The 24845-nt window shown below is 43.8% G+C and carries 21 protein-coding genes and 1 riboswitch; of the genes, 15 read left to right on the top strand and 6 right to left on the bottom strand.

Features of this window, described 5'->3' with window-relative positions; all coding sequences use genetic code 11:
• The first annotated feature begins 33 nt into the window (after nt 1–33).
• Complete coding sequence (locus tag MHI25_RS21740) at nt 34–255, top strand: hypothetical protein (protein WP_042190339.1); 222 nt, start codon at nt 34–36, stop codon at nt 253–255.
• Nucleotides 256–343: 88 nt separating this feature from the next.
• Here the strand turns inward: MHI25_RS21740 and MHI25_RS21735 are convergent, their stop codons facing one another.
• On the bottom strand, nt 344–1351 hold the full coding sequence (locus MHI25_RS21735; RefSeq protein WP_076184088.1) for an ABC transporter substrate-binding protein: 1008 nt from the start codon (nt 1349–1351) through the stop codon (nt 344–346).
• Between the two features lie 213 nt (nt 1352–1564).
• Between MHI25_RS21735 and MHI25_RS21730 the strand changes: the two genes are divergently transcribed.
• The 9 genes from MHI25_RS21730 to MHI25_RS21690 all read left to right on the top strand — a co-directional run bounded on the left by MHI25_RS21730 (nt 1565) and on the right by MHI25_RS21690 (nt 13440).
• On the top strand, nt 1565–2623 hold the full coding sequence (locus tag MHI25_RS21730) for an iron ABC transporter permease (RefSeq protein WP_076129506.1): 1059 nt from the start codon (nt 1565–1567) through the stop codon (nt 2621–2623).
• Entirely contained in the window at nt 2623–3660 is a 1038-nt protein-coding gene (locus MHI25_RS21725; RefSeq protein WP_076129507.1) for an iron ABC transporter permease, read from the top strand. The genes MHI25_RS21730 and MHI25_RS21725 overlap by 1 nt, the downstream gene beginning before the upstream one ends.
• Before the next feature lie 42 nt (nt 3661–3702).
• The gene (locus MHI25_RS21720) at nt 3703–5418 is read left to right on the top strand and encodes an ABC transporter ATP-binding protein (RefSeq protein ID WP_076104415.1); all 1716 of its coding nucleotides are present in this window, start codon (nt 3703–3705) and stop codon (nt 5416–5418) included.
• Nucleotides 5419–5460: 42 nt separating this feature from the next.
• Complete coding sequence (locus MHI25_RS21715) at nt 5461–6501, top strand: NAD(P)/FAD-dependent oxidoreductase (RefSeq protein ID WP_076129508.1); 1041 nt, start codon at nt 5461–5463, stop codon at nt 6499–6501.
• Between the two features lie 144 nt (nt 6502–6645).
• Nucleotides 6646–8271, top strand: coding sequence for a helix-turn-helix domain-containing protein (locus MHI25_RS21710; RefSeq protein ID WP_076192280.1), 1626 nt, complete (start codon nt 6646–6648; stop codon nt 8269–8271).
• A gap of 165 nt (nt 8272–8436) precedes the next feature.
• Nucleotides 8437–9432, top strand: a complete 996-nt coding sequence (locus MHI25_RS21705) for an iron-hydroxamate ABC transporter substrate-binding protein (RefSeq protein WP_340394254.1) — start codon at nt 8437–8439, stop codon at nt 9430–9432.
• 159 nt (nt 9433–9591) lie between these two features.
• The gene (locus MHI25_RS21700; protein ID WP_340394252.1) at nt 9592–11103 is read left to right on the top strand and encodes a spore germination protein; all 1512 of its coding nucleotides are present in this window, start codon (nt 9592–9594) and stop codon (nt 11101–11103) included.
• Entirely contained in the window at nt 11100–12305 is a 1206-nt protein-coding gene (locus tag MHI25_RS21695) for a Ger(x)C family spore germination protein (RefSeq protein ID WP_076184080.1), read from the top strand. The genes MHI25_RS21700 and MHI25_RS21695 overlap by 4 nt, the downstream gene beginning before the upstream one ends.
• A 37-nt stretch (nt 12306–12342) precedes the next feature.
• Nucleotides 12343–13440 carry a GerAB/ArcD/ProY family transporter gene (locus MHI25_RS21690; protein WP_076127405.1) on the top strand — a complete coding sequence of 366 codons (1098 nt, stop codon included), beginning with the start codon at nt 12343–12345 and terminating at the stop codon, nt 13438–13440.
• Nucleotides 13441–13446: 6 nt separating this feature from the next.
• Here the strand turns inward: MHI25_RS21690 and MHI25_RS21685 are convergent, their stop codons facing one another.
• The 3 genes from MHI25_RS21685 to MHI25_RS21675 form a co-directional block, all read right to left on the bottom strand.
• Nucleotides 13447–13677 (bottom strand): hypothetical protein, encoded by a 231-nt coding sequence (locus tag MHI25_RS21685; protein WP_076127617.1) that lies wholly within the window; start codon nt 13675–13677, stop codon nt 13447–13449.
• 142 nt (nt 13678–13819) lie between these two features.
• Nucleotides 13820–14779, bottom strand: coding sequence for an ABC transporter substrate-binding protein (locus MHI25_RS21680; protein ID WP_254848703.1), 960 nt, complete (start codon nt 14777–14779; stop codon nt 13820–13822).
• Between the two features lie 160 nt (nt 14780–14939).
• Complete coding sequence (locus tag MHI25_RS21675; protein WP_340394250.1) at nt 14940–16526, bottom strand: AraC family transcriptional regulator; 1587 nt, start codon at nt 16524–16526, stop codon at nt 14940–14942.
• A gap of 149 nt (nt 16527–16675) precedes the next feature.
• Between MHI25_RS21675 and MHI25_RS21670 the strand changes: the two genes are divergently transcribed.
• The 4 genes from MHI25_RS21670 to MHI25_RS21655 all read left to right on the top strand — a co-directional run bounded on the left by MHI25_RS21670 (nt 16676) and on the right by MHI25_RS21655 (nt 20353).
• On the top strand, nt 16676–17035 hold the full coding sequence (locus tag MHI25_RS21670; RefSeq protein WP_076127411.1) for a (2Fe-2S) ferredoxin domain-containing protein: 360 nt from the start codon (nt 16676–16678) through the stop codon (nt 17033–17035).
• Between the two features lie 243 nt (nt 17036–17278).
• Complete coding sequence (locus MHI25_RS21665; protein WP_076127413.1) at nt 17279–18433, top strand: AI-2E family transporter; 1155 nt, start codon at nt 17279–17281, stop codon at nt 18431–18433.
• 19 nt (nt 18434–18452) lie between these two features.
• A complete protein-coding gene (locus MHI25_RS21660; protein WP_076192267.1) occupies nt 18453–19925 on the top strand; it encodes a carboxylesterase/lipase family protein in 1473 nt (490 codons plus the stop codon).
• Nucleotides 19926–19948: 23 nt separating this feature from the next.
• Nucleotides 19949–20353 (top strand): VOC family protein, encoded by a 405-nt coding sequence (locus MHI25_RS21655; RefSeq protein ID WP_076192264.1) that lies wholly within the window; start codon nt 19949–19951, stop codon nt 20351–20353.
• A 47-nt stretch (nt 20354–20400) separates the two neighbouring features.
• On the opposite strand, the gene MHI25_RS21650 is transcribed toward MHI25_RS21655, so the two are convergent.
• Together MHI25_RS21650 and MHI25_RS21645 are read right to left on the bottom strand one after the other, a co-directional pair.
• On the bottom strand, nt 20401–21903 hold the full coding sequence (locus MHI25_RS21650) for an N-acetylmuramoyl-L-alanine amidase family protein (protein ID WP_339248793.1): 1503 nt from the start codon (nt 21901–21903) through the stop codon (nt 20401–20403).
• 207 nt (nt 21904–22110) lie between these two features.
• Nucleotides 22111–23283, bottom strand: a complete 1173-nt coding sequence (locus MHI25_RS21645; RefSeq protein WP_076192262.1) for a substrate-binding domain-containing protein — start codon at nt 23281–23283, stop codon at nt 22111–22113.
• A gap of 209 nt (nt 23284–23492) precedes the next feature.
• Nucleotides 23493–23641: riboswitch (FMN riboswitch) on the top strand.
• A 126-nt stretch (nt 23642–23767) separates the two neighbouring features.
• Here MHI25_RS21645 and MHI25_RS21640 point away from each other — a divergent pair.
• Entirely contained in the window at nt 23768–24724 is a 957-nt protein-coding gene (locus tag MHI25_RS21640; RefSeq protein ID WP_076104422.1) for a DMT family transporter, read from the top strand.
• The last annotated feature ends 121 nt before the right edge of the window (nt 24725–24845 follow it).

The raw sequence follows: 24845 nt of genomic DNA, 5'->3' as shown, positions 1-24845 counted from the left end.
AATATTGGTGCACAAAACGTGGGGGGATTCCATTTGAAAAAGATTTTTTCCAGAATTGCAGTCGCATTAATGATCTTGACCCTTGTTGCGATAGTCACTTGCTTTTATATTGGTGAATTCACCTATGCGTATGGATTAATTTTGGTGCTGTTTTTCGTATTTGCGGGGATGGGGCAGCTCTATAAGCTTAAAAATGATGAGTATATGTACAAAAAACTAAATAACACCGATGAGTATAATGAATATACTAGATGATATAAATTTAACAGAAACTTCTTATGTATAGCCAAACACCCCACTTTAGACAGTGCCTAAAGAGGGGTGTTTTTGTATGTGCCTATGTTTATTTCTTACCGTTGCGTTCAAGAATCATATCTACGAACAGATCAATCTGTGCGGTAATCGCAATCGGATCATAGCGGTAGTAGGTATCAAAATCATTGTAAAATAGATGATCGTTCTTCGCAGCATCAAGTCCGTTCCAAACTGGAGATTCCTTCAGTTCTTTCAGCTTATCCCCTTTTTTGTCAGGATCATAAGTGGTGAGGAACATGTAGTCAGCAGCATATTCGGGCAATAGCTCCATGGACAGCTGCAACGTTTGGTTGTCGTTGCTGTTCTTAGTAGGCATTTTTAGCTTAAGTGCGTTATAAAGGGCTTGTCCACCCCGGCCAGCATTATTTCCGAAGGTCCATAGCTCCCCTTTATCAGTCAGCTCATAGATTCCAAAAGTATCATTTTCATTTACGACACCTTTAAGCTTCTCGCGGCCTTCAGCAGCCTTTTTCTCAAAGTCAGCAATAAATTGTTCAGCTTTGTCAGGCACACCTACAATGTCACCGAACAGTTTAACAGTTTCATAGATATTTGTAGCGGTTCCGTATGGAATATGAATGGTTGGAGCAATTTTGGATAAAGCATCGTAGTTATCATCGTACATAACGACGATCAGGTCAGGTGTAAGTTCCAGAGCTTTCTCGGCGTTAACCGGAGCACCGACATCTTGTGTGTTTGTGAGCAGGTCTTTCAAGAAGGGATTATCAAAGGTACTAGGTTCGACACCTACAACATTTGCTCCTACGGAGAGCAACTCCCCACCATAATAATCTGTAATAATCCGCTGTGGTTTTACAGGTATCTGTACAGTACCTTTAGTGGTTTCATAGCTACGCATTTCAGCAGCTGAAGCCTCAGGAGCAGCCGTTGGCTCAGTGCTTGGTGCTGTAGTTGCTTCTGTTGTTGCTGTTGATTTATTAGATGAAGCATTGTTCGTTCCCCCGCAAGCTGTCACAAATACAGACAATAACATTATGAGTGCCAGGATGGGGAAGAGGGTCTTTCTTTTTAGCATGATAAACCTCCCTATATATATGTACCAATAAATAATAATGAGAATCATTATCATTATTATTTTCAATTTGAACTTTATCAAATCCTAGATTTCCTGTCAATGCAATAAAATAAATGCCTCCTATTAAATCTATCTATTGCCAAACCTAGGAAGGCTCATTTACAATAGCATAGTGATAATGAGAATCAATTTCATAGAAATAGGGTGGCATTCATGAATCAACAGATATCTTCCAAGATTAGACCTAATAAAGGGTCAGCCATACAAGAGTTCCGTTCACGTCCTTGGGCTGCCACGTTAATCTTGGTTGGCGGTCTGGTACTATTAGCACTAGGTATCGCTGTTTCAGTCTCCTTCGGAGCGGCTGATATTAAGCTTTCTGTGGTGTGGGCAGCCGTATTTCACTTTAATCCGGAGATCATGGATCATCAGATTATTAGAGAATTACGATTACCCCGTGTACTTGGCGGGGCCATGATAGGGGCAAGCTTTGCAGTTGCGGGTGCCATTATGCAGGGGATGACCCGAAATCCACTCGCAGATTCAGGTTTGATGGGCATTAACTCAGGCGCAGGATTTGCGCTGGCGCTTTGTTTTGCATTTTTCCCGAATTTATCGTTTATGTATTTGATCCTATATTCCTTCGTTGGTGCCGGAGTAGGGGCTGGGGTTGTGTATGGGGTCGGATCATTGGCCAAGGGAGGGCTGACTCCTGCTCGTCTGGTGCTGGCGGGTGCTGCTTTTAGTGCACTGCTGTCAGCACTGAGTGAAGGGGTAGCTTTATATTTTCATATTGGGCAAGATTTGGCTTTCTGGTATGCGGGAGGCGTGGCTGGGACGAAATGGATTCAGCTTAAAGTCATGTTCCCTTGGATAGGAGCGGCGTTAATTGGGGCTATGGTATTATCCCGGTCGATCACAATGCTCAGCCTAGGTGACGATGTTGCTAAAGGGCTTGGCCAGCGCACAGGGCTTGTTAAGCTGGCAGGGACTTTAATTGTATTGATTCTGGCTGGATCATCAGTTGCCGTAGTAGGAGCCGTTGGGTTCATTGGACTAATTATTCCCCATTTGACCCGTTTTTTTGTAGGTGTGGATTACAGATGGATCATTCCATGTTCAGCTATTCTAGGCAGTCTGCTTGCAGTATTTGCAGATTTAACAGCGCGGATGATTAATCCCCCTAATGAAACGCCGCTGGGAGCCATTATTGCACTGATCGGTGTACCTTTCTTCCTTTATCTTGCACGTAAAGAAAGGAGGGAACTGTAATGATAGAGAAAACTTCATTCGATTCCTTCCAAGCCGCCAAAAATAAACGTGGCTTAGTTATAATGATTATTTTAGCTGTACTGATTGTTATTGCTTTTATTATTAGTATGAATACAGGATACATACGTTTGACACCTATGGAGCTGCTTAATACGTTATTCGGTAAAGGGACGGATAAGCAAGAGTTAATATTGTTTCAATTTCGGTTACCGCGTATTGTGATCTCCGTTCTGATAGGCGCAGGTTTGGCTGTATCCGGAGCTGTGATGCAGGGCGTCTTTCGTAATGCTTTGGCCGACCCCGGCATCTTAGGGATTAACGCTGGCGCAGGAATTATGGTTATGCTGTTAATTTCTTTTTACCCAACGGCAACCGCGGCTCCGGTGTATCTGCTGCCTATGGTAGCGTTTGTTGGTGCGGCAATTACTGCTGCCTTGATTTATGTCTTAGCTTATAAACGGCATGAAGGAATAAAACCCATGCGCCTGTTGCTGACTGGTGTAGCGGTTGCAGCTGGAATGAGTGCAGCGATGATCGTGCTGACTCTTCGGCTGGATCCGGAGAAGTATCAGTTTGTGGCTACTTGGCTTGCCGGGAGTATTTGGGGCACAAGCTGGAAGTTTGTACTTTCTTTACTACCATGGATCGTAATTCTCGTGCCGTATGTCATCTATAAAGCAAGGGTAATGAACGTCCTTAATTTGGGTGAACAGACAGCCGTAGGACTTGGGGCTGCTGTAACCAAAGAACAATTCCGGCTTCTTGCGGCTGCGGTTGGTCTAGCTGCGGCAAGTGTTGCTGTGAGTGGTGGGATTGGCTTTGTCGGACTTGTCGGCCCCCATTTGGCGAGACGGCTAGTTGGACCCAAACATCAGCTCATGCTGCCAACCTCAGCGCTGCTCGGCTCACTGCTAGTCATTATAGCGGATACCATTGGACGCTGGATCTTACAGCCATCTGAGATCCCCACTGGAATCGTTGTTGCTGTAATTGGAGCGCCATACTTTTTGTATTTGCTAGCCCGTACTAAATCTTGATGAAAGAAGATGGTCACTCACCGGAAGGAGCGAATTTTTACAATGTTGCGTCGTTTTTTTGCTTACTATAGACCCTATAAGGGATTGTTTATTCTTGACTTCTCCTGTGCTATTGCTGCTGCACTGCTGGAACTAGTCTTCCCGCTGGCCGTTAACCGGGTAGTGGATGATATGCTGCCAAGTGGGAATTGGAAATGGATTCTCTATTCTTGCCTCGGTTTGCTGGGGATCTATATCGTCAGCGCCTTTATGCATTTTGTCGTCACTTATTGGGGGCATAAGCTGGGGATTAATATCGAGTCGGATATGAGAAAAAAGCTGTTTGATCGTGTACAGAAGCTCTCTTTCAACTTCTTCGATAATAATAAAACAGGCCATTTGGTCTCACGGATGACAAATGATCTGATGGACATCGGTGAGATTGCCCACCACGGTCCTGAAGATTTATTCATAGCAGTGATGACGCTGCTGGGTGTATTCGGTATCATGCTTAGCATTAATTGGCAATTAGCTATTCTGACCTTTGTAATTGTCCCGCTGATGATTTATTTATCCATGTACTTCAGTCGCAAAATGTCAAAAGCGTTCCACATCATGTTCGCGGACATTGCTGACTATAACGCACGCGTAGAGAACAATGTAAGCGGGATCCGTGTTGTGCAAGCTTTTGCTAATGAGAATCATGAAATTTCCCGCTTTGCAGTTAATAACGAACGCTTCCGTATTACGAAGCTAATGACCTACCGAATTATGGCTTGGAATTCATCCTTTAGCTTTGTGCTCATGAAGCTGGTCTCGTTATTCGTTCTTGTGTGCGGAACCTATTTTGTAATCCAGAAGCAGATGACCTACGGTGAATTTATTGCCTTTGTGATGTTGTCTAATGTCTTCTTAGGACCTTTGCAACAGATTAATTCGGTCATTGAGACCTATCCTAAAGGGATCGCTGGTTTCAAACGTTATCTTGAACTGCTGGAGACGGAGCCGGATGTTGATGACGCAAAAGACGCTAAGCCAGTGTCTCATCTGTCAGGGAATATAACCTTCCAGGATGTAGCTTTTGCTTATAGTGATAAAGAAAAGGTGTTAACCAATGTGAACTTATCGATTTCAGCAGGAGAGACCGTTGCGCTTGTGGGTCCATCCGGTGCTGGTAAGACAACACTTTGCAGCTTGCTGCCACGCTTTTACGATGTAAGCGAAGGCAACATCTCTATTGATGGAATAGATATTCGCTCCATGACGTTGGAATCACTTCGTTCCCATATCGGGATTGTACAACAAGATGTATTCCTGTTTGACGGAACTATCCGTGAGAACATTGCTTACGGCAGATTGGGAGCTTCCGATGAAGAAATCTGGGAGGCTGCAGGGCGCGCTCAGCTGGAAGAACTGATTAAATCTCAGCCCGCCGGGCTGGATACAATGATCGGAGAGAGAGGCGTCAAGCTTTCTGGCGGTCAGAAGCAGAGGTTGTCCATCGCCCGGATGTTCTTGAAGAATCCGACGATTCTCATTCTGGACGAAGCTACATCTGCACTGGATACTGAAACGGAGTCCGCTATACAAGAGGCGCTCGCAGAGTTGTCTGAGGGACGCACAACACTTGTTATTGCTCATCGCCTTGCAACGATCAGAAATGCGGACCGGATTGTTGTCGTTGCGGAAGGTGGCATCGCAGAACAAGGTAAGCATGAGGAACTGCTGCAGACTGCCGGAATTTACAGCCGATTGCATGAAGCGCAGTTTGGAGCTTAAGTAGCTGAAGGGATCACTAGAATATAATTTTGGAGGGACACAATGAATAAACAACTGGAATTATACGATGTAACCATTATTGGTGGCGGACCTGCTGGGATGTATACAGCTTTTTATAGCGGAATGAGAGACTTGAAGACAAAGTTAATTGAAGCGAAGGATGAGCTCGGAGGAAGAATGCTTATTTATCCCGAAAAAATGATCTGGGATGTAGGAGGCGTAACCCCAACTCTTTGTCATCAACTAATCGGTCAGCTCAAGGAGCAGGCTCAAACCTTCGATCCGACTATTGTGCTGGGTCAGCAAATTATGAATCAAGAGAGACAAGAGGATGGAACGTACATCCTGACCTCTTCTACTGGGGAACAACATTGGACCCGCACAGTCATTTTGGCCATTGGTTACGGAATTCTGCAGATGGCAAAGCTTGAAATTGAAGGTGCAGATCGTTATGAGGTGACAAATCTTCATTATACCGTTCAAGAGCTGGAGCCGTTCCGCGGTAAAAGAGTGCTAATCTCCGGTGGAGGCAACTCCGCAGTAGATTGGGCGAATGAATTGGAGCCTATCGCTGCAAGTGTGACGATTGCACATCGTCGTGAACAGTTTGGCGGGCATGAGAAAAACATTGTGCGGATGAAGGAATCCTCAGTCAATGTCCGTGCGCCATATGCAGTAAGCCAATTACACAGCAGTAATGGTGAAACGATAGATCAGGTTACGATCAGTCATATAGAGACAGGTGAAACAGAGCAGTTTGAAGTGGATGCTGTCATTGTGAATCATGGTCTGAAAAGCGATTTTGGTCCGTTAAAAGAATGGGGTCTTGATATGGGCGAGTGGTGTGCGAATGTAACCGATAAGCTGGAGACCAATCTTCCGGGTATATTTGCAGCAGGTGACTTTGTGGATTATGCAAGCAAGGTTCGTTTGATCGCAGGTACTTTCACTGATGCGGCTCTGGCGCTTAATAGCGCTAAGCTGTACATAGACCCAACCGCGGCCAAAGTCGCTTACGTATCTTCTCACAATGAACGGTTCAAAGAGAAGAATAAAGCGCTTGGAGTCGTTGACGACCACTAAGGATAGAGGCTTCTCAAACCATAAAATCTGAAGTTTTATATAAGGCGTATAGGGGATCTTATCCATTTCGAGCGGAGAGAAACCTTATACGCTTGCTTTATATTTTATGGGTTATTAAGTCTAGCAGTCTGGAAGGGAGCAGGAATGAAGCTATCAAATAATAACCCGGTTCATAGAATTTATCTGTTAAAAGAGGTAGGGAAACGCCAATGCGGTGGCGGTCACATCAGTAAACCCCAAATTGCCCAGTCCCCACTCTTCCTGACACCAATAGAAGCTATCATTCAAATAACCATAGAAGGAGAGACAGTATCTCTTAAAAATGGTGAAATTCTTTTTCTAAGCGCAGGTGCGACATATCAAATTAATGCTCCATTAGAGACTGTTATCTCTGTTCTAGCAATTTCCTATGAGGTATATGGGCTAAGCAATAGCACGGAGCAAGAATTGGTCTATGGACTTTGCCGTGAAATTTTTCCGGTCAATGGGATTTTACCTATACGTACGACGAATAAAATAACTCGCTTATTCAGCGAATTGGAAGACGTTGCTGCCAATAATTTAGAAGCACAGGCAGATAGAATTCAATCCTTGCTGTATCAGCTACATCAACTGGTCGTAGAGGCTGACGCTGAAGCAGACATTACGGATAGTTCATATTTCAGAATGCTCTCTTATATCCACCAGAATTTCCAAAGGGAGATTACTCGGGAGATGATGTCTCGAATAATGGGCTTCAATCCTCGTTATTTCTCAGTATGGTTCCGCAAGCAGACGGGTTGGAGCTTCACCGAATATGTAGCTCATTTAAGAGTAAATAAAGCGAAAAAACACTTGATGTCCAGCAAAGCAACCATACAGGAAATTTCGCAAAAAGTAGGCTATACAGATGGACTATATCTGAGCCGCAAATTCAAGCAAGTCACCGGGATGACCCCAACAGAGTTCCGTTTGCGTCCCAAACCGAAGCGGATAGTAGCGTTGCAATTTTTAGGGGATTTACTTGCGCTGGGTGTGAAGCCTGTCGCAGTTGAAGAAGATGTGATGAATTACTCCTTGCTTTTGCTGCCGGAACTGGCGGGTGTACGATCATTTGAGCTGCAGGGATGTCCGGAGGAAGCGGAATGGCCTGGGCTGGAAGCCGATTTAGTTATTGCACCAACCTATCTGAGCCCCCGTCAGCTTAAATGCATGGAGAAGTTGGGGCCACTCGTTACGGTAGAGTGTGATAAAATGGACCGCCTGGAACAGATTCGTTTGTTCGGCAGACTGCTGGGTGAAGAGGAGCGGGCAGAGGCATGGATAAGGCACTATCATTTGAAAATAGATTTGTCCAAGCAGCGCTTGTCCTCACTAATTGAATCTGGTGAAACGGTAGCGGTGTATGAGATTAGGCAAGATAACAGTATTTATATCTGGAATCATACAGCCCGCGGGGTGTACAATCTGTATCCAATGCTGGGGTTAACTCCACCGGACAAGGTAAGGTCAGATGTTCTGGAGCGGAATGATCATTTATGCATCTCACTGTCGGAATTGCCAATATATGCGGCTGACCATATGTTTGTGGTCGTATCAGGACAAGAGGACTGGATGTCGAAGACGCGTAAACGGATTAGTAAAAGTGCGGTTTGGCGCAATCTTCCAGCATTCAGGAATGGACGCATATATTACCTGAAGCTTGAGGAATTTTGGGGCAGCGAAGGGCTTGCGCTCGAACGCCAATTGGAGATACAGACAGATTTGTTAACCGGCCATAATTTAAGCTGACAATCGTCCATAACAAAATTGATGTATTAGCGTGTATATATGTTTTCCCGCGGAGACGGTATATTAAATACAGATCTAAATGATATTGATTATCAATATCATGATAATATAAAGTCTCAAGGGGGATTTACATTGTACAAAATAATATCGTTAGGAGAAACAAGCATGATAGCCGTTATGCTTACGCTGGTGCTGCTGTTGAGCGCATGTGGACAAGCAGCTAATCAAGGGAATGCTCCAGCTAGCACGTCGGCTGAAGTGGCTAAAAGCACTAATAATGATTCTGTAGTTGCCAGCTCTGAGCCGGCTGCTGATGCAGAATACTGGACATACGAAAGCGATAAAGGCCCGGTGCAGATCCCGCGCAATCCACAAAGAGTTGTGATCCCGGTACAAGACTTTATTGGTGATCTTCTGACGCTTGGCGTGACGCCCATTGCCGTTGCCGGGAATGACATCCTGAACCATCCATATTTCAAAGAGGCGCTGACAGGTGTAGAAGTTGTAGGCGATGACATGACGGTGTCCCTGGAGAAAATAACGAGTCTCGAACCGGACTTGATTATCACTTATCAGGAAGATACCTATGAGCAAATCTCCAAGATTGCTCCAACGGTCTTTATTCCTTGGGGCAAATACGACTATAAGGAACGATTGATCGAGATCGGGAAAATCTTGAACAAGGAGCAGCAGGCTGTAAAGTGGGTGGAGGATTTCAATCAGAAGCTGGAAGCGAAGAAAGCGGAATTGTCTGATCTGATCGCAGCTGACAAAAAGGTGGCGATCTTTGAAATTGCCGGTAAAGAGCTGTATTTATATGGTTCGTCATATGGGCGTGGTGGAGAGATTATATATAACGGATTGGGGCTGCATGCACCTGATCTTGTCCAAGAGGCAGCCTTTAAAGAAGGCTGGGCTTCCCTCTCACTCGAAGCGTTGCCCGAGTACTTAGGAGAAGCTGATTATATCTTCCAAGGCTTCAGCCGTGGTGTGGAGCAGGATAAGCTGGACATTCTGGACAGTGTCTTCTGGCAAAGCCTACCTGCTGTTAAGGCGGGTCATGTATTCACCTACGATCTTAGAACGTATTATCTCTCCGATGCTTATGCGCTGGACAAGCAACTGGATGAGATAGTTACGTTGCTGAAGTCTCTTCAATAAGTTAATTTCAAAAGAGTATAAGGGGATGTTCGCGGAGCTATAGTAGCTCAAGGACATCCCTTTTGCGTGTTCATATTCCAAGTTAAGCGAGGTTATAGATTCCATTTGTTGCATAAAAAAGCGGTGTAGAACAAATAGTATGAGCAGGAGGTGTTAATGATGGATCCCTTTAACTCTACTATTTTGGACGATAATCTTAAAGAGCTTCAAGAAAGGCTTGGCCATAGCCCTGATATTGTTATTCGTAGAATTAAATCCATAACCACACAGGTTGAGGTAGCTGCCGTATATATTGAGGGATTAATAGAAAAATTGAGGGTCAACGAGTTTGTGGAGCATGCGATGTCGTTTGATAAACTAGGTGAAGAACACCCGGTGGTAACATCCGCTGAAGATATCTTTTTGTATATGAAAGAAGTGGCGAGAGGAATCGGAGAAGAACAGACGCTTGAAGATTGGGATGTGCTTTTTGAGGCTTTATTCTCTGGAGATACCATTCTTTGGGTCAACGGGATAAGGGAAGCTATCAGAGGGAATACAAGCGGCGGTGAGGTTAGAACGGTATCGGACGCTACAACTCAAGTAGCCATTCGTGGCTCAAAGGAAGGTTTCACAGAATCTATTGGGACGAATATCTCTCTGGTGCGCAGGAAAATAAAAAGCCCTAATCTCTGGGTAGAGTCGATGAAGATAGGTGACGTCACGCAAACGAATGTATCTATTATGTATATTCATGGAATCGTCAATGATAATACCTTACAGGAGCTCAGAACTAAGCTGCAAAGCATTGATATAGACGGGATTCTGGAATCTGGATACATTGAGCAATTTTTAGAAGACACTCCCTTTTCCCCATTCCCAACATTATATAATACGGAACGTCCTGACAGTGTTGCAGGAAATCTTTTAGAAGGACGAGTTGCTATTTTTGTGGACGGGACCCCGTTTGTGCTGATTGCACCTACAACCTTTTTTATGTTTTTACATGCCGTAGAAGATTATTACCAGCGTTATGATATTACGACTTTGATCCGATTATTGAGATTTATTTGCCTTGTTATTTCGTTATTTGGCCCAGCACTCTTTATTGCGATTCTAAATTTTCATCAAGAAATGATCCCAACAGCCCTACTTATTAATTTTGCTTCGCAAAGGGAGGGGGTTCCATTTCCGGCTTTTATTGAGGCTATGCTGATGGAATTTACTTTTGAGATTATACGTGAAGCAGGAATTCGTATGCCATCCCCTATAGGTCAAACTGTATCGATCATTGGGGGCTTAGTGTTAGGACAGGCAGCCGTACAAGCCGGTATTGTCTCTCCTGCAATGGTTATTGTAGTTTCACTTACAGGAATATCCAGCTTTGCTACTCCTGCTTTTAATATGGCTCTTTCCATACGCATCTTGCGTTTCATCATTATGTTTATCGCAGCCTTTATGGGGCTTTATGGAATAACGATCTTTACTTTTATTTTGGTTGCTCATATGTGCAGCTTGAAATCGTTGGGTTTTCCATATATGTCTCCGTTTGGTCCTTTTATCGCTGAGAATCAGAAGGACGCGATCTTGCGTGTGCCCTTGAAATATATGAAAACTCGGCCGCGTCTTATTAGCCAAAAAAATAATACTCGACTTAAGGTGAATGATGGAAAGCCGGGGAGTGGCAAATGAAGGTCGGATGGATGATGCGTTCATTTATTTGTATATGCTGCTTAATGTTGCTGACAAGCTGCTGGAACAGTCGGGAGTTAAACAATTTAGGCATTGTGACCGGTATAGGTGTGGATAAAGTGCCGAATAAAGAGGAATATCATGTTACTTTTCAGATTGTGAATCCATCCTCAACAGCCACAAGTGCAGGAGCTAGCACCGGACAACCCACGGTCACTATTTATTCTTCTACGGACCGTACGATCTTTGGCGCTTTTCGCAAGACTTCAAAAAAGGCGGCAAGACAGATGTTTTTTGCACACACGCAGCTATTAGTTTTAGGCGAATCTACAGTGAAGAGCGGTATTGATGGGATTTTTGACATCTTTGAAAGGTCCCATGAGCTGCGGCTCAACACGAATGTTATTGTAGCCAGAGATACGGAAGCATCCTCTATTCTGAAACTATTGCTTCCCGTAGAAAGCCTGCCTGCAATTGGGATTATTAAAAAGAGTAAAAATACCGCTAGAATATATGGAGAAAGCCGGGATATCAATGTTTTTGAGCTAATTAATGGTATCAGTGGGGAAGGGTCAGTGGTGATATCCGGAGCCAGAATTCTTGGAGACGCTGAAGAAGGAACTAAAAAATCCGGGATGGAGCAAACTCAAGTAAAAGCACTTGTCACAATGAGCGGGCTAAGCGTATTGAAAAAAGGGGTTCTTCAGGGATGGCTGGATGGACCTCTTGCCCGGGGGGCACTGTGGGTACAGAACGAGATTAATGAAACCAGTATTAATGTAGATTCAGATGAGGCTAAAGATTCGATAGCTGTGAACATTAATTATTCAAAAACAAAAATTAAGATTGAACTCCGCAATAAAGTACCCGTCATTCATGTGAATGTTGTGGAAGAGGGGACACTTAATGAGACTCAGAGTTATATTGAGCTAAGTGATAGAGAGGTAATCGTTCAATTGGAACAACAAGTGGCTCTTAAAACTAAACAGGAAATAACCCAAGCCTTACAGGCTGCTCAAACTATGAAATGCGATATTTTCAATTTTGGGAATGAACTGAAGCGCACAAATCCAAAAGCATGGGAGACTGTTAAGGACGATTGGGAGTCAGTGTTCGCGGAAGCGGAAGTCGACGTTTCTGTGGAGGCATATATTCGCAGTGTAGGAATGAGATTAGAGCCGCAATTGTTAAAGGAAAAATGACAGGGTTTAGTTGAGAAAGGTGGGAGAAGGCCACTTTATGAAAAAAGAAACCATCAGCGCGAGTCAATTATTTGCTTTGATTTTTTTGTTTGAATTGGGAACGGCCCTTGTGGTACCGATTGGACTTGAAAGTGGCCATGCTGTCTGGATTGCTATTCTGTTAGCTTTGCCCGGTGGACTTCTTTTGTATTTGATTTATGTTTATTTATACCGGCAATATCCGGGCATGATTATTAGCGGGTATACAAGAAAGATACTGGGCAATGTTATAGGCTGGCCGTTAAGCTTAACATACATTCCAATCCTTCTCTTCAATGGCTCCCGAAATCTGCATGAATCAGGTGAGTTGTTAATAGCTGCTTCTTACGACAGAACACCCGTGTTCATCATTTATGCAATGATGGTTGTTGCGGTAATTTACATCTTAAATAAGGGGATTGAGGTGTTTGCGCGGGCGGCTGAGATTTATATGCTGATTATAATATTGTTGGGCTTGACCAGTTGCTTTTTGGTTATTGCCGCCGGACTTGTAAAACTAGATAACTTGTTTCCGTTACAGGCCTCGGATTGGAAGAATGCATTAAAATCAGCCTATCTGAATATATGGCTATTTCCGTTCGGGGAGATGGTATGTTTCACTACGATTTTACCTCATATCAAAAAAACCAAGGTAGCAAAAAGAACCGGAATCATCGCAATGACTTTATGCGGATTATTACTCAGTTTTACCCATGCCATCGAAATATCCGTTCTAGGAACAGAAATCTACAGTAGAGCCAATTTTCCGATGTTCACTACGATAACGTTAGTAAACCTGGCCAATTTCATTCAACGTTTGGACGCGCTTGTGCTCTTAACCTTAATCATTGGAGTATTTTTTAAAATGTCAGTATATTGCTATGCTGCAATGGTAGTCACTGCAGATCTATTCAAGGTGCAAGACAGCAGGAAGCTCGCTGTTCCCGTTGGTATTGTTGTTTTGTTCGGGGCTTTTATTAGTTCAGCGAATTATCCGATACATATGGACGAAGGAAGGATATTTCTGAAATATATTTTGCCGTATTTCTGTGCCGCTGTACCTATTCTCTTGTTTATCGTTCATTACATCCGCAGAAAATTAGGAAGCATAGGTTAGTTTATTTTATTTGATGGATTTATTGCTTCTATTTCGGATAGAGGATGTAATTGTATTAACAAAAGGTAAGGAGATAAAAACGAGCATAGTTATTGATTCCTGTATGCTTGTAGCTGCAAAGGAGTCATAGATCGTCCGCATTGAAGCGGTGAGGGTTTCTCCTGATAAAAGGTCGATGATTACTGCCATCAGCAACCCCATAAAAGCAAGCATGAAATATAGTGATAGTAATTTCATAATGATCAACTCCATTTGCTAGATTAACCTTAGGCTAAATGTATTATTACCTCTTGAGTGTTTTTGTAGTCAAAAGACATAACAAATCCCCTACTGCTCCAACGTTGTTGGAAGCAGTAGGGGATTCTAATTTAAGCGCATTTTATTGTGTAAGCCAAGCAGCCAGCTCTTCGGTCTGGGATAACACGGCAATTGGATCATAGTACCAGGAACGTTCTTCTTTCCATACATAGAGATGGCCATTTTTTACAGCAGGTAGGCTACTCCAGATTGGATCAGCTTTGTATTCAGCTTCTGTACGGTTATTGGAAGTTAAGATAATATAGTCTCCTGCGTATTTAGCGAGTGCCTCTGTAGAGATTTCCGCCCATTGCTTCTCCATAATTTCTGCGGCCACAGCTGTAGGGGGCTTGCGACCCAGCGCCTGATAGACAGGCTGTCCGCCTCGGCCAAAGTTATCGCCATAGGCCCAAATGGATTTGCCGCCGTCTTCCATGATGGAAAACGTTGCATCTGCAGGGAGTACTTTGTCTACTTTGGCTTTAGCTTCAGCTATCCGTTTGTCGTAATCTGCAAGCCAGCTTTTGGCTTCCTCTTCTTTACCAAGGAGTTCTCCGAAATAGGTTAATTCGGCATGAGCATCTTTCAGATCACCATATGGCACAACGATGGTTGGAGCAATTTTGCTTAGTGCTTCATAGCTTTCAGCTTGTCCAGAAATAATCAAATCAGGATTAAGTGCGATGATTTTTTCAGGTGACATTTTGCCGTAAGTTCCAGTGTCTGCAACTCCAGTAAGTGCCTCCTTAAAATACATATTCTCCAGTGTTAATCCGGGAGCACCAACAGGGATGGTATCTAGCGCAATCAGACTGCCCAGATATTCCTCAGCGACAATCCTTTTAGGTTGAACAGGGATTTCAATATCACCATTTATAGTAGTGACCTTTTTAAGAGCAGCCGTTTCCGTTGTTTCTGTTGGTTGACTAGTTTCGGTAGGTGCTGTAGTAGCCGATGATGTGTTGCTGGTGTTACTGCCTGTATTCCCCACAGAATTATTGGAATTCCCGCAAGCTGATATGACTAGAATTAATGCCAGCATGAGGGGAAAAAGAAGCCAATGGGATTGTTTGGTGCTATTTTTTCCTGGATTATGCAATTTGTTGTTCCTCCTATGTATATTGATTATCATTCTCAATAAGAACTTTACAAGCTTCACCGGGTATTTACTATGGACGGATATGATCTCAGCTTATGCAAATTTATGATGTCATTACCCGTAGCAATTCTTGAAGCTGTGCCTGTGAGGACAGTGGGTCAAATCCGTAGAACATATCACCTTGGTTCAGAATATATACCCGTCCGTTACGTACTGCATCTAATTGCTTCCAAGCTTTAGAATGTAGTAGGCGAGTAAAACGTTGTCTTCCCTCAGATGATGAAGGGATGCTGGTGATAATAATATGGTCAGCAGGAAACGATACGATATCCTCAATGGATGCCTCTAAATATCCGGAATCGGTGATCCCTTTTTCAATAATTACGGAGGGGGGCTTGAAGCCAAGATCACCGTATAAAATTTGGCAACCTCTGCCGAAGCTGCTACTGAAACAGTAGGCGGATCGGGAGCTAACCTCCCACACGATAGCTGTACCTCTCTCCATTCCTATTGCATGGTTTAATAACCCGTTGGCAGTAAGACAAAGACTGTCATAATGACTTAGCCACTGTTCAGCACGCTGTCGTCGATTCACAACCTCGGCAATCAGAGCAAATTGCTCTCGCCAACTCATTTGCATAAAGGGCAGCTCAATAACCGGAGCAACAGGAGTCAGAATCTTATTGTCGGGTAGACTGTAGCCGATAATGACATCTGGCTTTACCGCAGCTACTGAGTCATAGAGTAATGAAAATTTGCCCTCGCTCATTTGAAGCTGTTTGGAAGCGGGAACTTGTTCCAAGCTATGTTGCCATTCGGAATAAACCCCGAGTTGAGGCATGATTTCCAGTACTCGCAGGCTAGCGGTGTGATTATAGTTCAGGGCAACGACCCGTTTATTCTTATTCTGGTAGGCTGTAGGTGAAACGCCAACAAGCTGCTTGAATTTTCGGCTCAAATAAGTTCCCTCTTCGTAACCAACCTCATGTGCCAGTGTTGTCAGATTGGGGGAACTGGTCAGGATTCGTTGCTGGGCTTTACGGATTCTTAGGAGTGTAATATAAGCACTGAAGGATAGACCTATTGATTTGCGAAAGGCTCGCGAAAAGTGCTCAGGGCTCACTTCAGCTAAAGCAGCCATTTGATCCCGTGTGATATCTTCATTGTAATGAGCTTCTATATATTCAGTGACTTGTTCCACCCAACTGATTGATCGTTCTTTTCGGGATGACAGTTCACTATGAAGCTCCACGAGGAACTGGGTGAATAGCTGCTGGACTCTAAACGGCTTTTGCTTATCAGCGTCTATCCAGGCACTGTAAAGCTCTCCTGCCAAGGCTGTCAAACGTGTGGAGGCATGGTGGACTGGGTAGTTGTCATTAATAAAAATGTCCTCATCTTTACTCTGGGGTATACAGGAATACTCAATCCATATCCCCTTTAACTGTAATTCGGGTTCCATCTTCAATAAAGAAGAACTACTAAGGGCAATTAAGCTTCCGGCCATGACCTTGTGTAGCTTACCGTCTATTTCAAGAAAACCTTTCCCATCCCAGATCATCATAAGGCTGGAATTAGTAGAAGGGATGTTTGGGGTTGTGTAGTTGGTTCTTCCCGATAAGCTGATGACCCGAAGGGGCATATAAAAAGGATGGGATGAATAAGGCATCCCGTCGGATTGGATCTGCATGTAGTAATTCCCTTCTTTTCATTGATAATCATTCTCATTTATAGTATAACAGTCTTTCTTACTATTGACTATAATGATGCTTATGATAGTGTTTAAAATAATCCACGAACGGAATAGGGTTAGCTGATAGGAAGGGGTTGAAGTCATCCATGACGACCTGGAATTTACAAGGAACTGTAAGTCACTTATTAATATGTAACGGTAGCAGCTGCAAGAAACACAAAGGTGAAGAGGTAGCTGAAGCGATAGAAGATGAGATTGAGAAGCAGGGCGCACAAAGTCTTATACATACGACTGTGACCCGTTGTAATGGAAGATGTTCAGATGCTTGTGTGGTGATCGCTTATCCCGAAGGTGTGTGGTACAAAGAGATTACACCTAAGCTGGCGAAATCATTAGTGCGGAAACATTTGCAGGGGGAGAAGCTTGAAGGTCACGTGTTATACACCTATGATGGACAATTGATTGCTTCAAATGAAAAGGACGCTAAAGGGAAAAAGAAAAAATAGCAAGGCTTGGGAGTACCTTTTAGCTGCAGTTCTAACCCTGTACAGAGGAATATCTCGTGCAGGGTTATTTATTTATAAACAGGGGAGGATTATGATTGAATCGGATCATGACCAGACTCGTAATAGGACTGCGTGCTTAATTAAGGACATCAAATTTGACTTGCAGGGCTAACGTTGACTATGCTATTAAAAAGTGAATGAAATAACACAGTATATATGATGGTTTATAGGGGAGAGGGTACGATGGAGAGGCTGCAGGTGTGGCCAGAGAAGTTCAAAAAATTTTTTCTGAATAATAAATTTGTAGTAGTGCTGCTCATTATGCTGCTGGTTGGAATTAATATTCTGGTATTCTCCAAAATACCGTTTATTTTTAAGCCGATATCAGTATTGCTGCACACCGTGGCCGCACCATTATTACTGGCAGGTATAGCTTATTATTTGCTGAATCCGTTGGTAGATCGGATGGAGAAAAGATCCCGAATAAAACGTGTATATGCAATAATCATCCTATATTTGTTGATTGCTGGTATCATCACGCTGGTTTTGTTTATGGTCATTCCAATTATACGGACTCAGCTATCAGGATTGATCGACAATTTTCCAAGGTATAGTGAATTAATTCAAGAACGGTTTATGGATCTGACCGGAACGGAGTTCTTTGGGCAAGTTCAAGACAGTATCGGAACGAACCTTAGTGAGATAACATCTAAGATAACAGCGTGGGGCAGTTCTTTTCTGAATAATGCCTTGACGGGTGTTGGCAGCTTTGTAGGAGCCCTTACAGAGATTGTCTTGGCGGTTGTAACGACGCCATTTATTTTGTTCTACTTGCTTCGCGATGGGAAAAAATTGCCGGATTATATTCTGAAGTTTGTACCTACTTCTCTGCAGCCGCAGACTCGTATGGTCATGTCGGAGATGAACAGTCAGGTATCCTCTTACATACGCGGGCAAATTATTGTCAGCTGCTGTATTGGTCTGCTGCTCTATATTGGCTATTTAATCATTGGTTTGGAGTACTCTCTCGTTCTGGCTATTGCTGCTGCTTGTACAGCAGTTGTTCCTTATCTGGGCCCGGCAATCGCGATTACACCTGCCCTAATTGTGGCGATGGTCACTTCTCCATTTATGCTGCTGAAGATGATTATCGTGTGGACGGCTGTTCAGCTGATTGAAGGAAAATTCATCTCACCACAGATCATGGGCAAGACGTTGAAGATTCATCCGATAACCATTATTTTTGTAATTATATTCGCAGGTAAAATGTTTGGGATTCTGGGGATTATCCTTGCAGTTCCGGGTTATGCGGTACTTAAGGTGGTATTTACACATCTTTTTGAATGGTTCCGGTTTCGATCCGGCTTATATAAACAGATTGAAGAGAATAAGGAATAATGTGGAAGGGTGAAATGTAATGGGAGGACCAATAGCAGTAACCTCTTACGGTAAGCTTCAAGGAATACAGGAGGGGGACGTGAACATTTGGCGCGGGATCCCTTTTGCAGCCCCACCTGTTGGAGAACTTCGGTTTCGTGCACCACAGCCACCAGAAGCCTGGGATGGGATTAGAGATGCTTCTGAATTTGGTCCAGTTAGTCATCAGCCAGCGGATACGAGAGGTACTCGGTTCGGTGGCAAGACGCCGCTTCATTCCGAGGATTGTCTGTATTTAAATATTTGGGCGCCAGCAGTTCATGATGAGCCCCTGCCTGTTATGTTCTGGATTCACGGGGGGACGTTTGTGACCGGGGCTGGAAGTCAGCCGCAGTTTGACGGCACAAGCTTCGCTGAGCGAGGCAAAGTAATTTTAGTGACCATTAACTATCGGCTGGGTCCATTTGGATTCATGAATTTGTCTCCATTTGGCCATGGGCTTGCTTCTAATCAAGGATTATTGGATCAAATTGCTGCGCTGGAATGGGTAAAACTGAATATTGCTGCTTTTGGCGGGGACCCGCAGCGGGTAACTGTATTCGGAGAGTCAGCAGGGAGTATGAGTATCGCAGCCCTTTTGGCTATGCCAGCAGCGAAGGGGTTGTTCGCTGGCGCGATTATGCAAAGTGGGGCTGCTCAGACGCTGCCTAACGAGCAAGGAAAGTACATTGCAGCTGCACTGCTAGCTGAATTAGGGATTGCCCCAGATGGAGATGCCAGTCTTCTGCAAACATTTTCTTCTGAACAAATTATCGATGCAGCCGCAAGAATGACTAAAAAGTTAACGGGTGGCTCAATTGGCATGTTATTTCAGCCTGTCATTGATGGGGATATACTTCCTGTAGAACCTGCACAGGCTGTGGCAGAAGGATCGGCACATGGTATTCCGCTATTGATCGGAACCAATCGTGATGAGGGCAACTTGTTCTTCAGAGAAGAATCACCTGAGGCAGACTTTGACGAATCACTCAAGGCGCTGGAGCAGATGATGGGTACTGGGAGTCTGAAGGAAATTGCTAACCATTATTCTTCCACCTGGGAGGGACAAGCTGAAATTCTAACGGATCTTTACTTCTGGGCAACCTCGGTGTCTCTGGCGGAAAACCAATTGAATTATGCACCAGTCTGGATGTACCGTTTTGACGGCACGATCCCAGGTCATCCTTTGTTAAATAAAGCTGTGCATAGTGCAGAAATCGTTTATGCCTTTAATAATCTATCTCATCTAACCCATCTTAGGGCAGAAATTAATCCAACGATGCAGAAGTTGGCTGAAGTTATGCATGACGCTTGGATTGCTTTCGCTCATCAAGGAAATCCGGCTACAGCAGAGAGGGTATGGCCGAAATACAATCTGGAGGAACGGGCTACCTTGATCTTTGATGAAGATACGCATGTAGCTTATGATCCTGAGTCAGAGAAACGCAAAAGAATTGTCACTATGCTGGCTTAAGAAGTTTGAGAGGCTGAATAAAGATGCAGGTAGAAGGTTTTAACCATGTGACCGTAAATGTCAGTAATTTAGCAAATTCCCTGAATTTCTACACAGGAATTCTGGGCCTTCAGCTAGTTCATAGAGGTAAAACTGATGCTTATCTGGAATGGGGAAGTGCCTGGATATGTCTTCTTGAAAAGCCTGATTATATGGCGATTGCAGATAAAGGGGTCGGGGTAGACCATATCGCTTTTAGTATTGCAGAGGAACATTTTGAAGAAGCCGTCCAAGGATTGCAAACCCAGAATGTGCCCATAATTAGAGGGCCGATCAAACGGGGAATAGGCTGGACGGTCAATTTTCTAGATCCAGATGGTATACAGCTGGAGCTGCATACCTCGAATCTGCGGGAACGAATGAGTGTTTGGAACACTGCTACCGAATAAAGATGGGTGTCCTATCAGCCTAAACGGCTAATGGGACACCCATTTTTTTAACGACCTAAATATTCTTTGATTCCTAAAACTACTGCTTCGGCTATTTTATTTTGGATGTCCGGGGTAAACAGCAATGCTTCATCCTTGGTATTGCTTAAGTAACCACATTCTAATAATATTGCTGGCATTTTGGTTTCTCTTGTTACATGATAGTTTGCTTGACGAACCCCTCGGTCCTGCAGTCCTGTAGCACCTGCGAGGTATTTGTGAACGGTTTGAGCGAATAATAAGCTATCATTGCGTGTGTAATAGGTCTCTGTGCCACTAGGGTTACTTTTACTGCCCGCCGGAATACTATTGGCATGAACAGAGATAAATAGATCGGCTTTTACATTGTTGGCGAGGTTAGATCTGTCCTGTAGAGTTGGGTATGTATCGCCACTGCGCGTGAGTATAACCTCGATATTTGGTTCTTTCTTTAGTAATTCTGCAATTTTCAGTGCTGTCGGCAAGGTGAAATCTTTCTCTTTAAGCTTGTTAACACTTGAACTCCCTGGATCTTTCCCACCATGTCCTGCATCGATGACGATTATCTTCTTGTCTGTGTTGCCGGTAGAAGGTGGAGGAGTTGTAACCGGTACTTCTGGTAAGGTGGTTTCAGGAAGCGTAACGCTAGTCCCATTAAGATCCACAATAATAAGTCCATCATTAGCATTTATCAGACTGTAGCTATTAGCGCTGTTTAGATCAATGACGATCCGAATGGTAGATGGGGAACTGCTGAACAATGAATAGCGAACGGCAGAGACATTAGGATAGTCAGTAACCGTTAACTGTCCGCTTTGGTTCTTTCCTACGGACAGATTCTGATGGAAGTCGGTTCCAAAGCCAGTATTCGGTAAATCCACGACAATTCGGTCTTTGTCTGTCATAGTGAACACGGTAGGTTTTATACTGCCGTTCACTGCAATAACCAGCTGGTTATCGATGAAGCTAAGATTGGTGACTGTAGCTACTGAGCTATTCCCTTCAGTTGCTGTATTCCCGTTTGATCCGTTGTCTGAAGGTGCTGTTGGAGTGGGTTGTGGAACCGTAATTTCCGGATCGCTTCCCCCAATCTCAGGTACTGGAGAGGTTAAATATACGGTTTTGGTTACATTGTCCCAACCGACAGTAGTTCCTGTCTGTTCCCCAACAAATCTTAAAGGAACAAGGGTTGTGCTGCCACTGAGAAACGGAGGATTGTCCAGTTTGACTTGTTTCCCTGAAGCTTCTGCCATCGTATTATCCACGATCAGCTTTAAAGTAGTTCCCTTTTGCTCAATGATCGCCGTCTTGGTCACATTATCCCATTTCACGGTATAACCAAGCTGTTCCGCAACAACACGAAGAGGAACCATTACACTGCCATTTACAATTTGTACCTGTGCTTCTTTTGAAATCTTAAGATCGTTGCCGTCTAGGTTGATGTGTGTTTCCGCAGAGCCGGCATAACCAGTTCCTGGATGAACCAGCACCAACAAAAGCAGCAGTAACGCCAAAAAACCAAACTTTTTCATCTGCAATCCCTACCATCCCCGTTTATTGGTCTCTAGCAATTCTTACTTTTTCTTCCTTTGATGCCGTTTAAGGCTCGTATAAAGTATAAACGACAATAGTTTCCAAAAGTTGCGCTCTACAACAGATAAAAAGGAAAATTTTCGGTATAAAAATAGAAAAAGAGCCTTCCCAAACATTTGGGATAGCTCTCATTTGCTAGAGAGATTTTATTTTAACGATGTATAACCTGTTTTCTCTACCAATTTCTGACCTTGAGCAGATTGAATCCAATCCAGAAAGGGCTGAATATTAGGGTTGTCGCTTCCCGCGGTCACTGCATAAAATTCTGTTGCCAAAGGGTACTGTCCACTACGAATACTTTCCTTGTCTGGTTGAATACCATCGATGGCCAGCAGGGCTATTTCCCCGTTTCGATTCATTTCTGAGGCGTAAAATAAGAAGCTGTAGCCCAGTGCATTTTTATAGTTGCGATAGCTGGAGGTTTGTTGAATGATACCGCTCATAATATCCGCTACGTCTTCTTGAGGCGGCTTCATGAGTGGAGTGTCCTTCATAAACTTTTGCAACATCGTCTGGCTTCCGCTATCTTCAGGTCGTTGAAAAGCACGGATTCGGTTATTAGCTCCGCCTACATCTTTCCAATTTGTGACCTTGCCTGCGTAAATATCTTTAAGTTGAGCGGTGGAAAGTCCGGTTACGTCGTTTCGTTTGTTTACAAAAAATACGAAGGCCTCGCGGCCGATCGGCGTAAGCTTCAGTTCGACACCTTTTCTTTTAGCTTCTTTTTGTTGTGCAATTGACGGAGCCGCTACAAATATAATATCGGTTTCTCCTTCAATTAATCTCTTGTAAGCTTCAGGCGTGCTGCTGCAAATTACTTGACTTGCTTGAAAATCATACGGATTATAATAACCCTCAGGATAAGTAGATTGAACGAAAGCTGAATAAAGTGGATAAAGTGCGGTTGCGCCGTCCAATCTTGGAAGATCGCTATCGATATGATAGGAAGAAGGCTCGTCCAGATTCACTGCTTTGGTCTTCTCAGCAAAGGGTTCATACTGTAGCAGATTAACCTCCCGATCATCGACAGTGGCAATTCTGTTGACGTACGCTTGCTTGATCTCATATCCTGCGGTCGCGAGCAGACTAAGTCCGAGGATAGATAACAATACAATATTGCTTGTTCTTCGGGACAACACATTAAATATGATGAGTACAACATAGATGGCTAATACGATCGCTAAGATCGCCACAAGTGGGGTATAAAACAGCAGTCCTCCGTAAAGCGCAGTAATTATAGCACCTATGAATCCTAAAAAAGCTATTCCTCCAACGGCAAAAATGGAGAACAATAATTTCGTCCAGAATGCTTCTTTCATAACAACCTCCTCGACATGATTACTAAACTATGGAAAAATCAACATAATTTCATTATACAGAAGTTTTTTGGATGAAGCAGTAGAACAATTACGAACAAACATGTAATAAAATGCTGCGAAACATGAAAGTAATGTGTACATTTTCATAAAGTACTGGACGAATGGCTTGAAGAGGTTTATTCTGAGATTGTGAAAAAAACAACGGAATACAAGATTCTCGGGGTAGGGTGAAATTCCCGACCGGCGGTAATGTTCAAAGCGAACTGAGCCCGCGACTCACTTGTTCTGCTTGCAGAGAAGTGACTGATCTGGTGTAAATCCAGAGCCGACGGTAAAGTCCGGATGGGAGAGGATCATAAGATAAAGACGCTAGGAGTCTATCCTTGTACGTCTTTATTGATAATGCCCCCGAGTTTACCTATTTGGTAATTCGGGGGTTTTTGGTCTCTTATCGAGGGTTTGTATCGACAAGGAGAAGGAAATTATGAGTAATGTTACAGCTTCATCATCAACTAAGGTTGGCAGTACATCAGCGCTACGCAGTGGATTTTGGCTCGTTGTGATTGGTGCAGCATTATGGGGCGTTGATCCGCTCTTTCGTATCATCCTGTTAAAATCCTTGACCTCATCGCAAATTGTTCTTCTGGAGCATGTGGTGCTTTTCTTGGCTGCTTCACCTGTTCTTTGGCGTCACCGGGCGGAGCTTAAAGGAATTGGATTTCGCCAGATTGGTGCTTTATTGATTGTTTCATGGGGAGGCTCTGCCGGGGCGACGATCCTATTTACGATGGCACTTTCCAGTGGGGATTTGAATGCAGTGCTGTTACTGCAAAAGCTTCAGCCAATATTCGCTATCGGTCTCGCTGCTTTAATTCTTAAAGAACGTTTGCCAAAAAATTTCGGACCACTCATTGTGTTGGCGCTGGTAGGAACCTATCTGCTGACCTTTGGCTGGAGTATCCCTTTCGGACATGTGAATAACTTTATTGGGGTTAGCAGTCTGATGGCCTTGGGAGCAGCTGCACTGTGGGGGGGATCGACAGTCATGGGACGTTATCTGCTCGGTTCTATGAAATATGAGACAGTGACTTCGCTGCGGTTTATCCTTGCGCTTCCTTTACTTTTCGTTATCACTACGCTAGAAGGTGCCCCGTGGCAGATTCATGGCGGGTTTGGTGCATCGGCAGCTATTGCGGTTAATCTATTGCTGCAAGCTTTGCTGCCAGGACTTCTTAGTATGTTGTTGTATTACAAAGGGCTTAGCACAACCAAAGCTTCCTTCGCCACATTGGCTGAACTCAGCTTTCCTATGACAGGAGTAATCATTAACTGGATCGTGTTCCAACAGCTGGTCACTATCCCGCAGATTCTCGGATTTGCCTTGATCTGGGTCGCTTTATTCTTTTTATCTAATCAACAGTCCAAACCACAAACGCTCTGAGCAGATTGAAGTGGAATGGTTCTACCTATATAAAGATGATTCGAAGCCGTATGGCTTTCGGATCATCTTTTTTTGTATGTGATTTTACTCCTTGCTTAGATCAAATCGACTGCAAAAACTG

It is taken from the genome of Paenibacillus sp. FSL E2-0177, from assembly GCF_037992975.1.
GTDB classification, from domain to species: Bacteria; Bacillota; Bacilli; order Paenibacillales; family Paenibacillaceae; genus Paenibacillus_AQ; species Paenibacillus_AQ odorifer.
This window is presented reverse-complemented; position numbering and strand designations above follow the sequence as displayed.

Coding starts and splice junctions, on each gene's coding strand:
- MHI25_RS21735 (WP_076184088.1), bottom strand. CDS start 1,351: ATGCTAAAAAGAAAGACCCTCTTCCCCATCCTGGCACTCATAATGTTA.
- MHI25_RS21730 (WP_076129506.1), top strand. CDS start 1,565: ATGAATCAACAGATATCTTCCAAGATTAGACCTAATAAAGGGTCAGCC.
- MHI25_RS21725 (WP_076129507.1), top strand. CDS start 2,623: ATGATAGAGAAAACTTCATTCGATTCCTTCCAAGCCGCCAAAAATAAA.
- MHI25_RS21720 (WP_076104415.1), top strand. CDS start 3,703: ATGTTGCGTCGTTTTTTTGCTTACTATAGACCCTATAAGGGATTGTTT.
- MHI25_RS21715 (WP_076129508.1), top strand. CDS start 5,461: ATGAATAAACAACTGGAATTATACGATGTAACCATTATTGGTGGCGGA.
- MHI25_RS21710 (WP_076192280.1), top strand. CDS start 6,646: ATGAAGCTATCAAATAATAACCCGGTTCATAGAATTTATCTGTTAAAA.
- MHI25_RS21705 (WP_340394254.1), top strand. CDS start 8,437: ATGATAGCCGTTATGCTTACGCTGGTGCTGCTGTTGAGCGCATGTGGA.
- MHI25_RS21700 (WP_340394252.1), top strand. CDS start 9,592: ATGGATCCCTTTAACTCTACTATTTTGGACGATAATCTTAAAGAGCTT.
- MHI25_RS21695 (WP_076184080.1), top strand. CDS start 11,100: ATGAAGGTCGGATGGATGATGCGTTCATTTATTTGTATATGCTGCTTA.
- MHI25_RS21690 (WP_076127405.1), top strand. CDS start 12,343: ATGAAAAAAGAAACCATCAGCGCGAGTCAATTATTTGCTTTGATTTTT.
- MHI25_RS21685 (WP_076127617.1), bottom strand. CDS start 13,677: ATGAAATTACTATCACTATATTTCATGCTTGCTTTTATGGGGTTGCTG.
- MHI25_RS21680 (WP_254848703.1), bottom strand. CDS start 14,779: ATGCTGGCATTAATTCTAGTCATATCAGCTTGCGGGAATTCCAATAAT.
- MHI25_RS21675 (WP_340394250.1), bottom strand. CDS start 16,526: ATGCAGATCCAATCCGACGGGATGCCTTATTCATCCCATCCTTTTTAT.
- MHI25_RS21670 (WP_076127411.1), top strand. CDS start 16,676: ATGACGACCTGGAATTTACAAGGAACTGTAAGTCACTTATTAATATGT.
- MHI25_RS21665 (WP_076127413.1), top strand. CDS start 17,279: ATGGAGAGGCTGCAGGTGTGGCCAGAGAAGTTCAAAAAATTTTTTCTG.
- MHI25_RS21660 (WP_076192267.1), top strand. CDS start 18,453: ATGGGAGGACCAATAGCAGTAACCTCTTACGGTAAGCTTCAAGGAATA.
- MHI25_RS21655 (WP_076192264.1), top strand. CDS start 19,949: ATGCAGGTAGAAGGTTTTAACCATGTGACCGTAAATGTCAGTAATTTA.
- MHI25_RS21650 (WP_339248793.1), bottom strand. CDS start 21,903: ATGAAAAAGTTTGGTTTTTTGGCGTTACTGCTGCTTTTGTTGGTGCTG.
- MHI25_RS21645 (WP_076192262.1), bottom strand. CDS start 23,283: ATGAAAGAAGCATTCTGGACGAAATTATTGTTCTCCATTTTTGCCGTT.
- MHI25_RS21640 (WP_076104422.1), top strand. CDS start 23,768: ATGAGTAATGTTACAGCTTCATCATCAACTAAGGTTGGCAGTACATCA.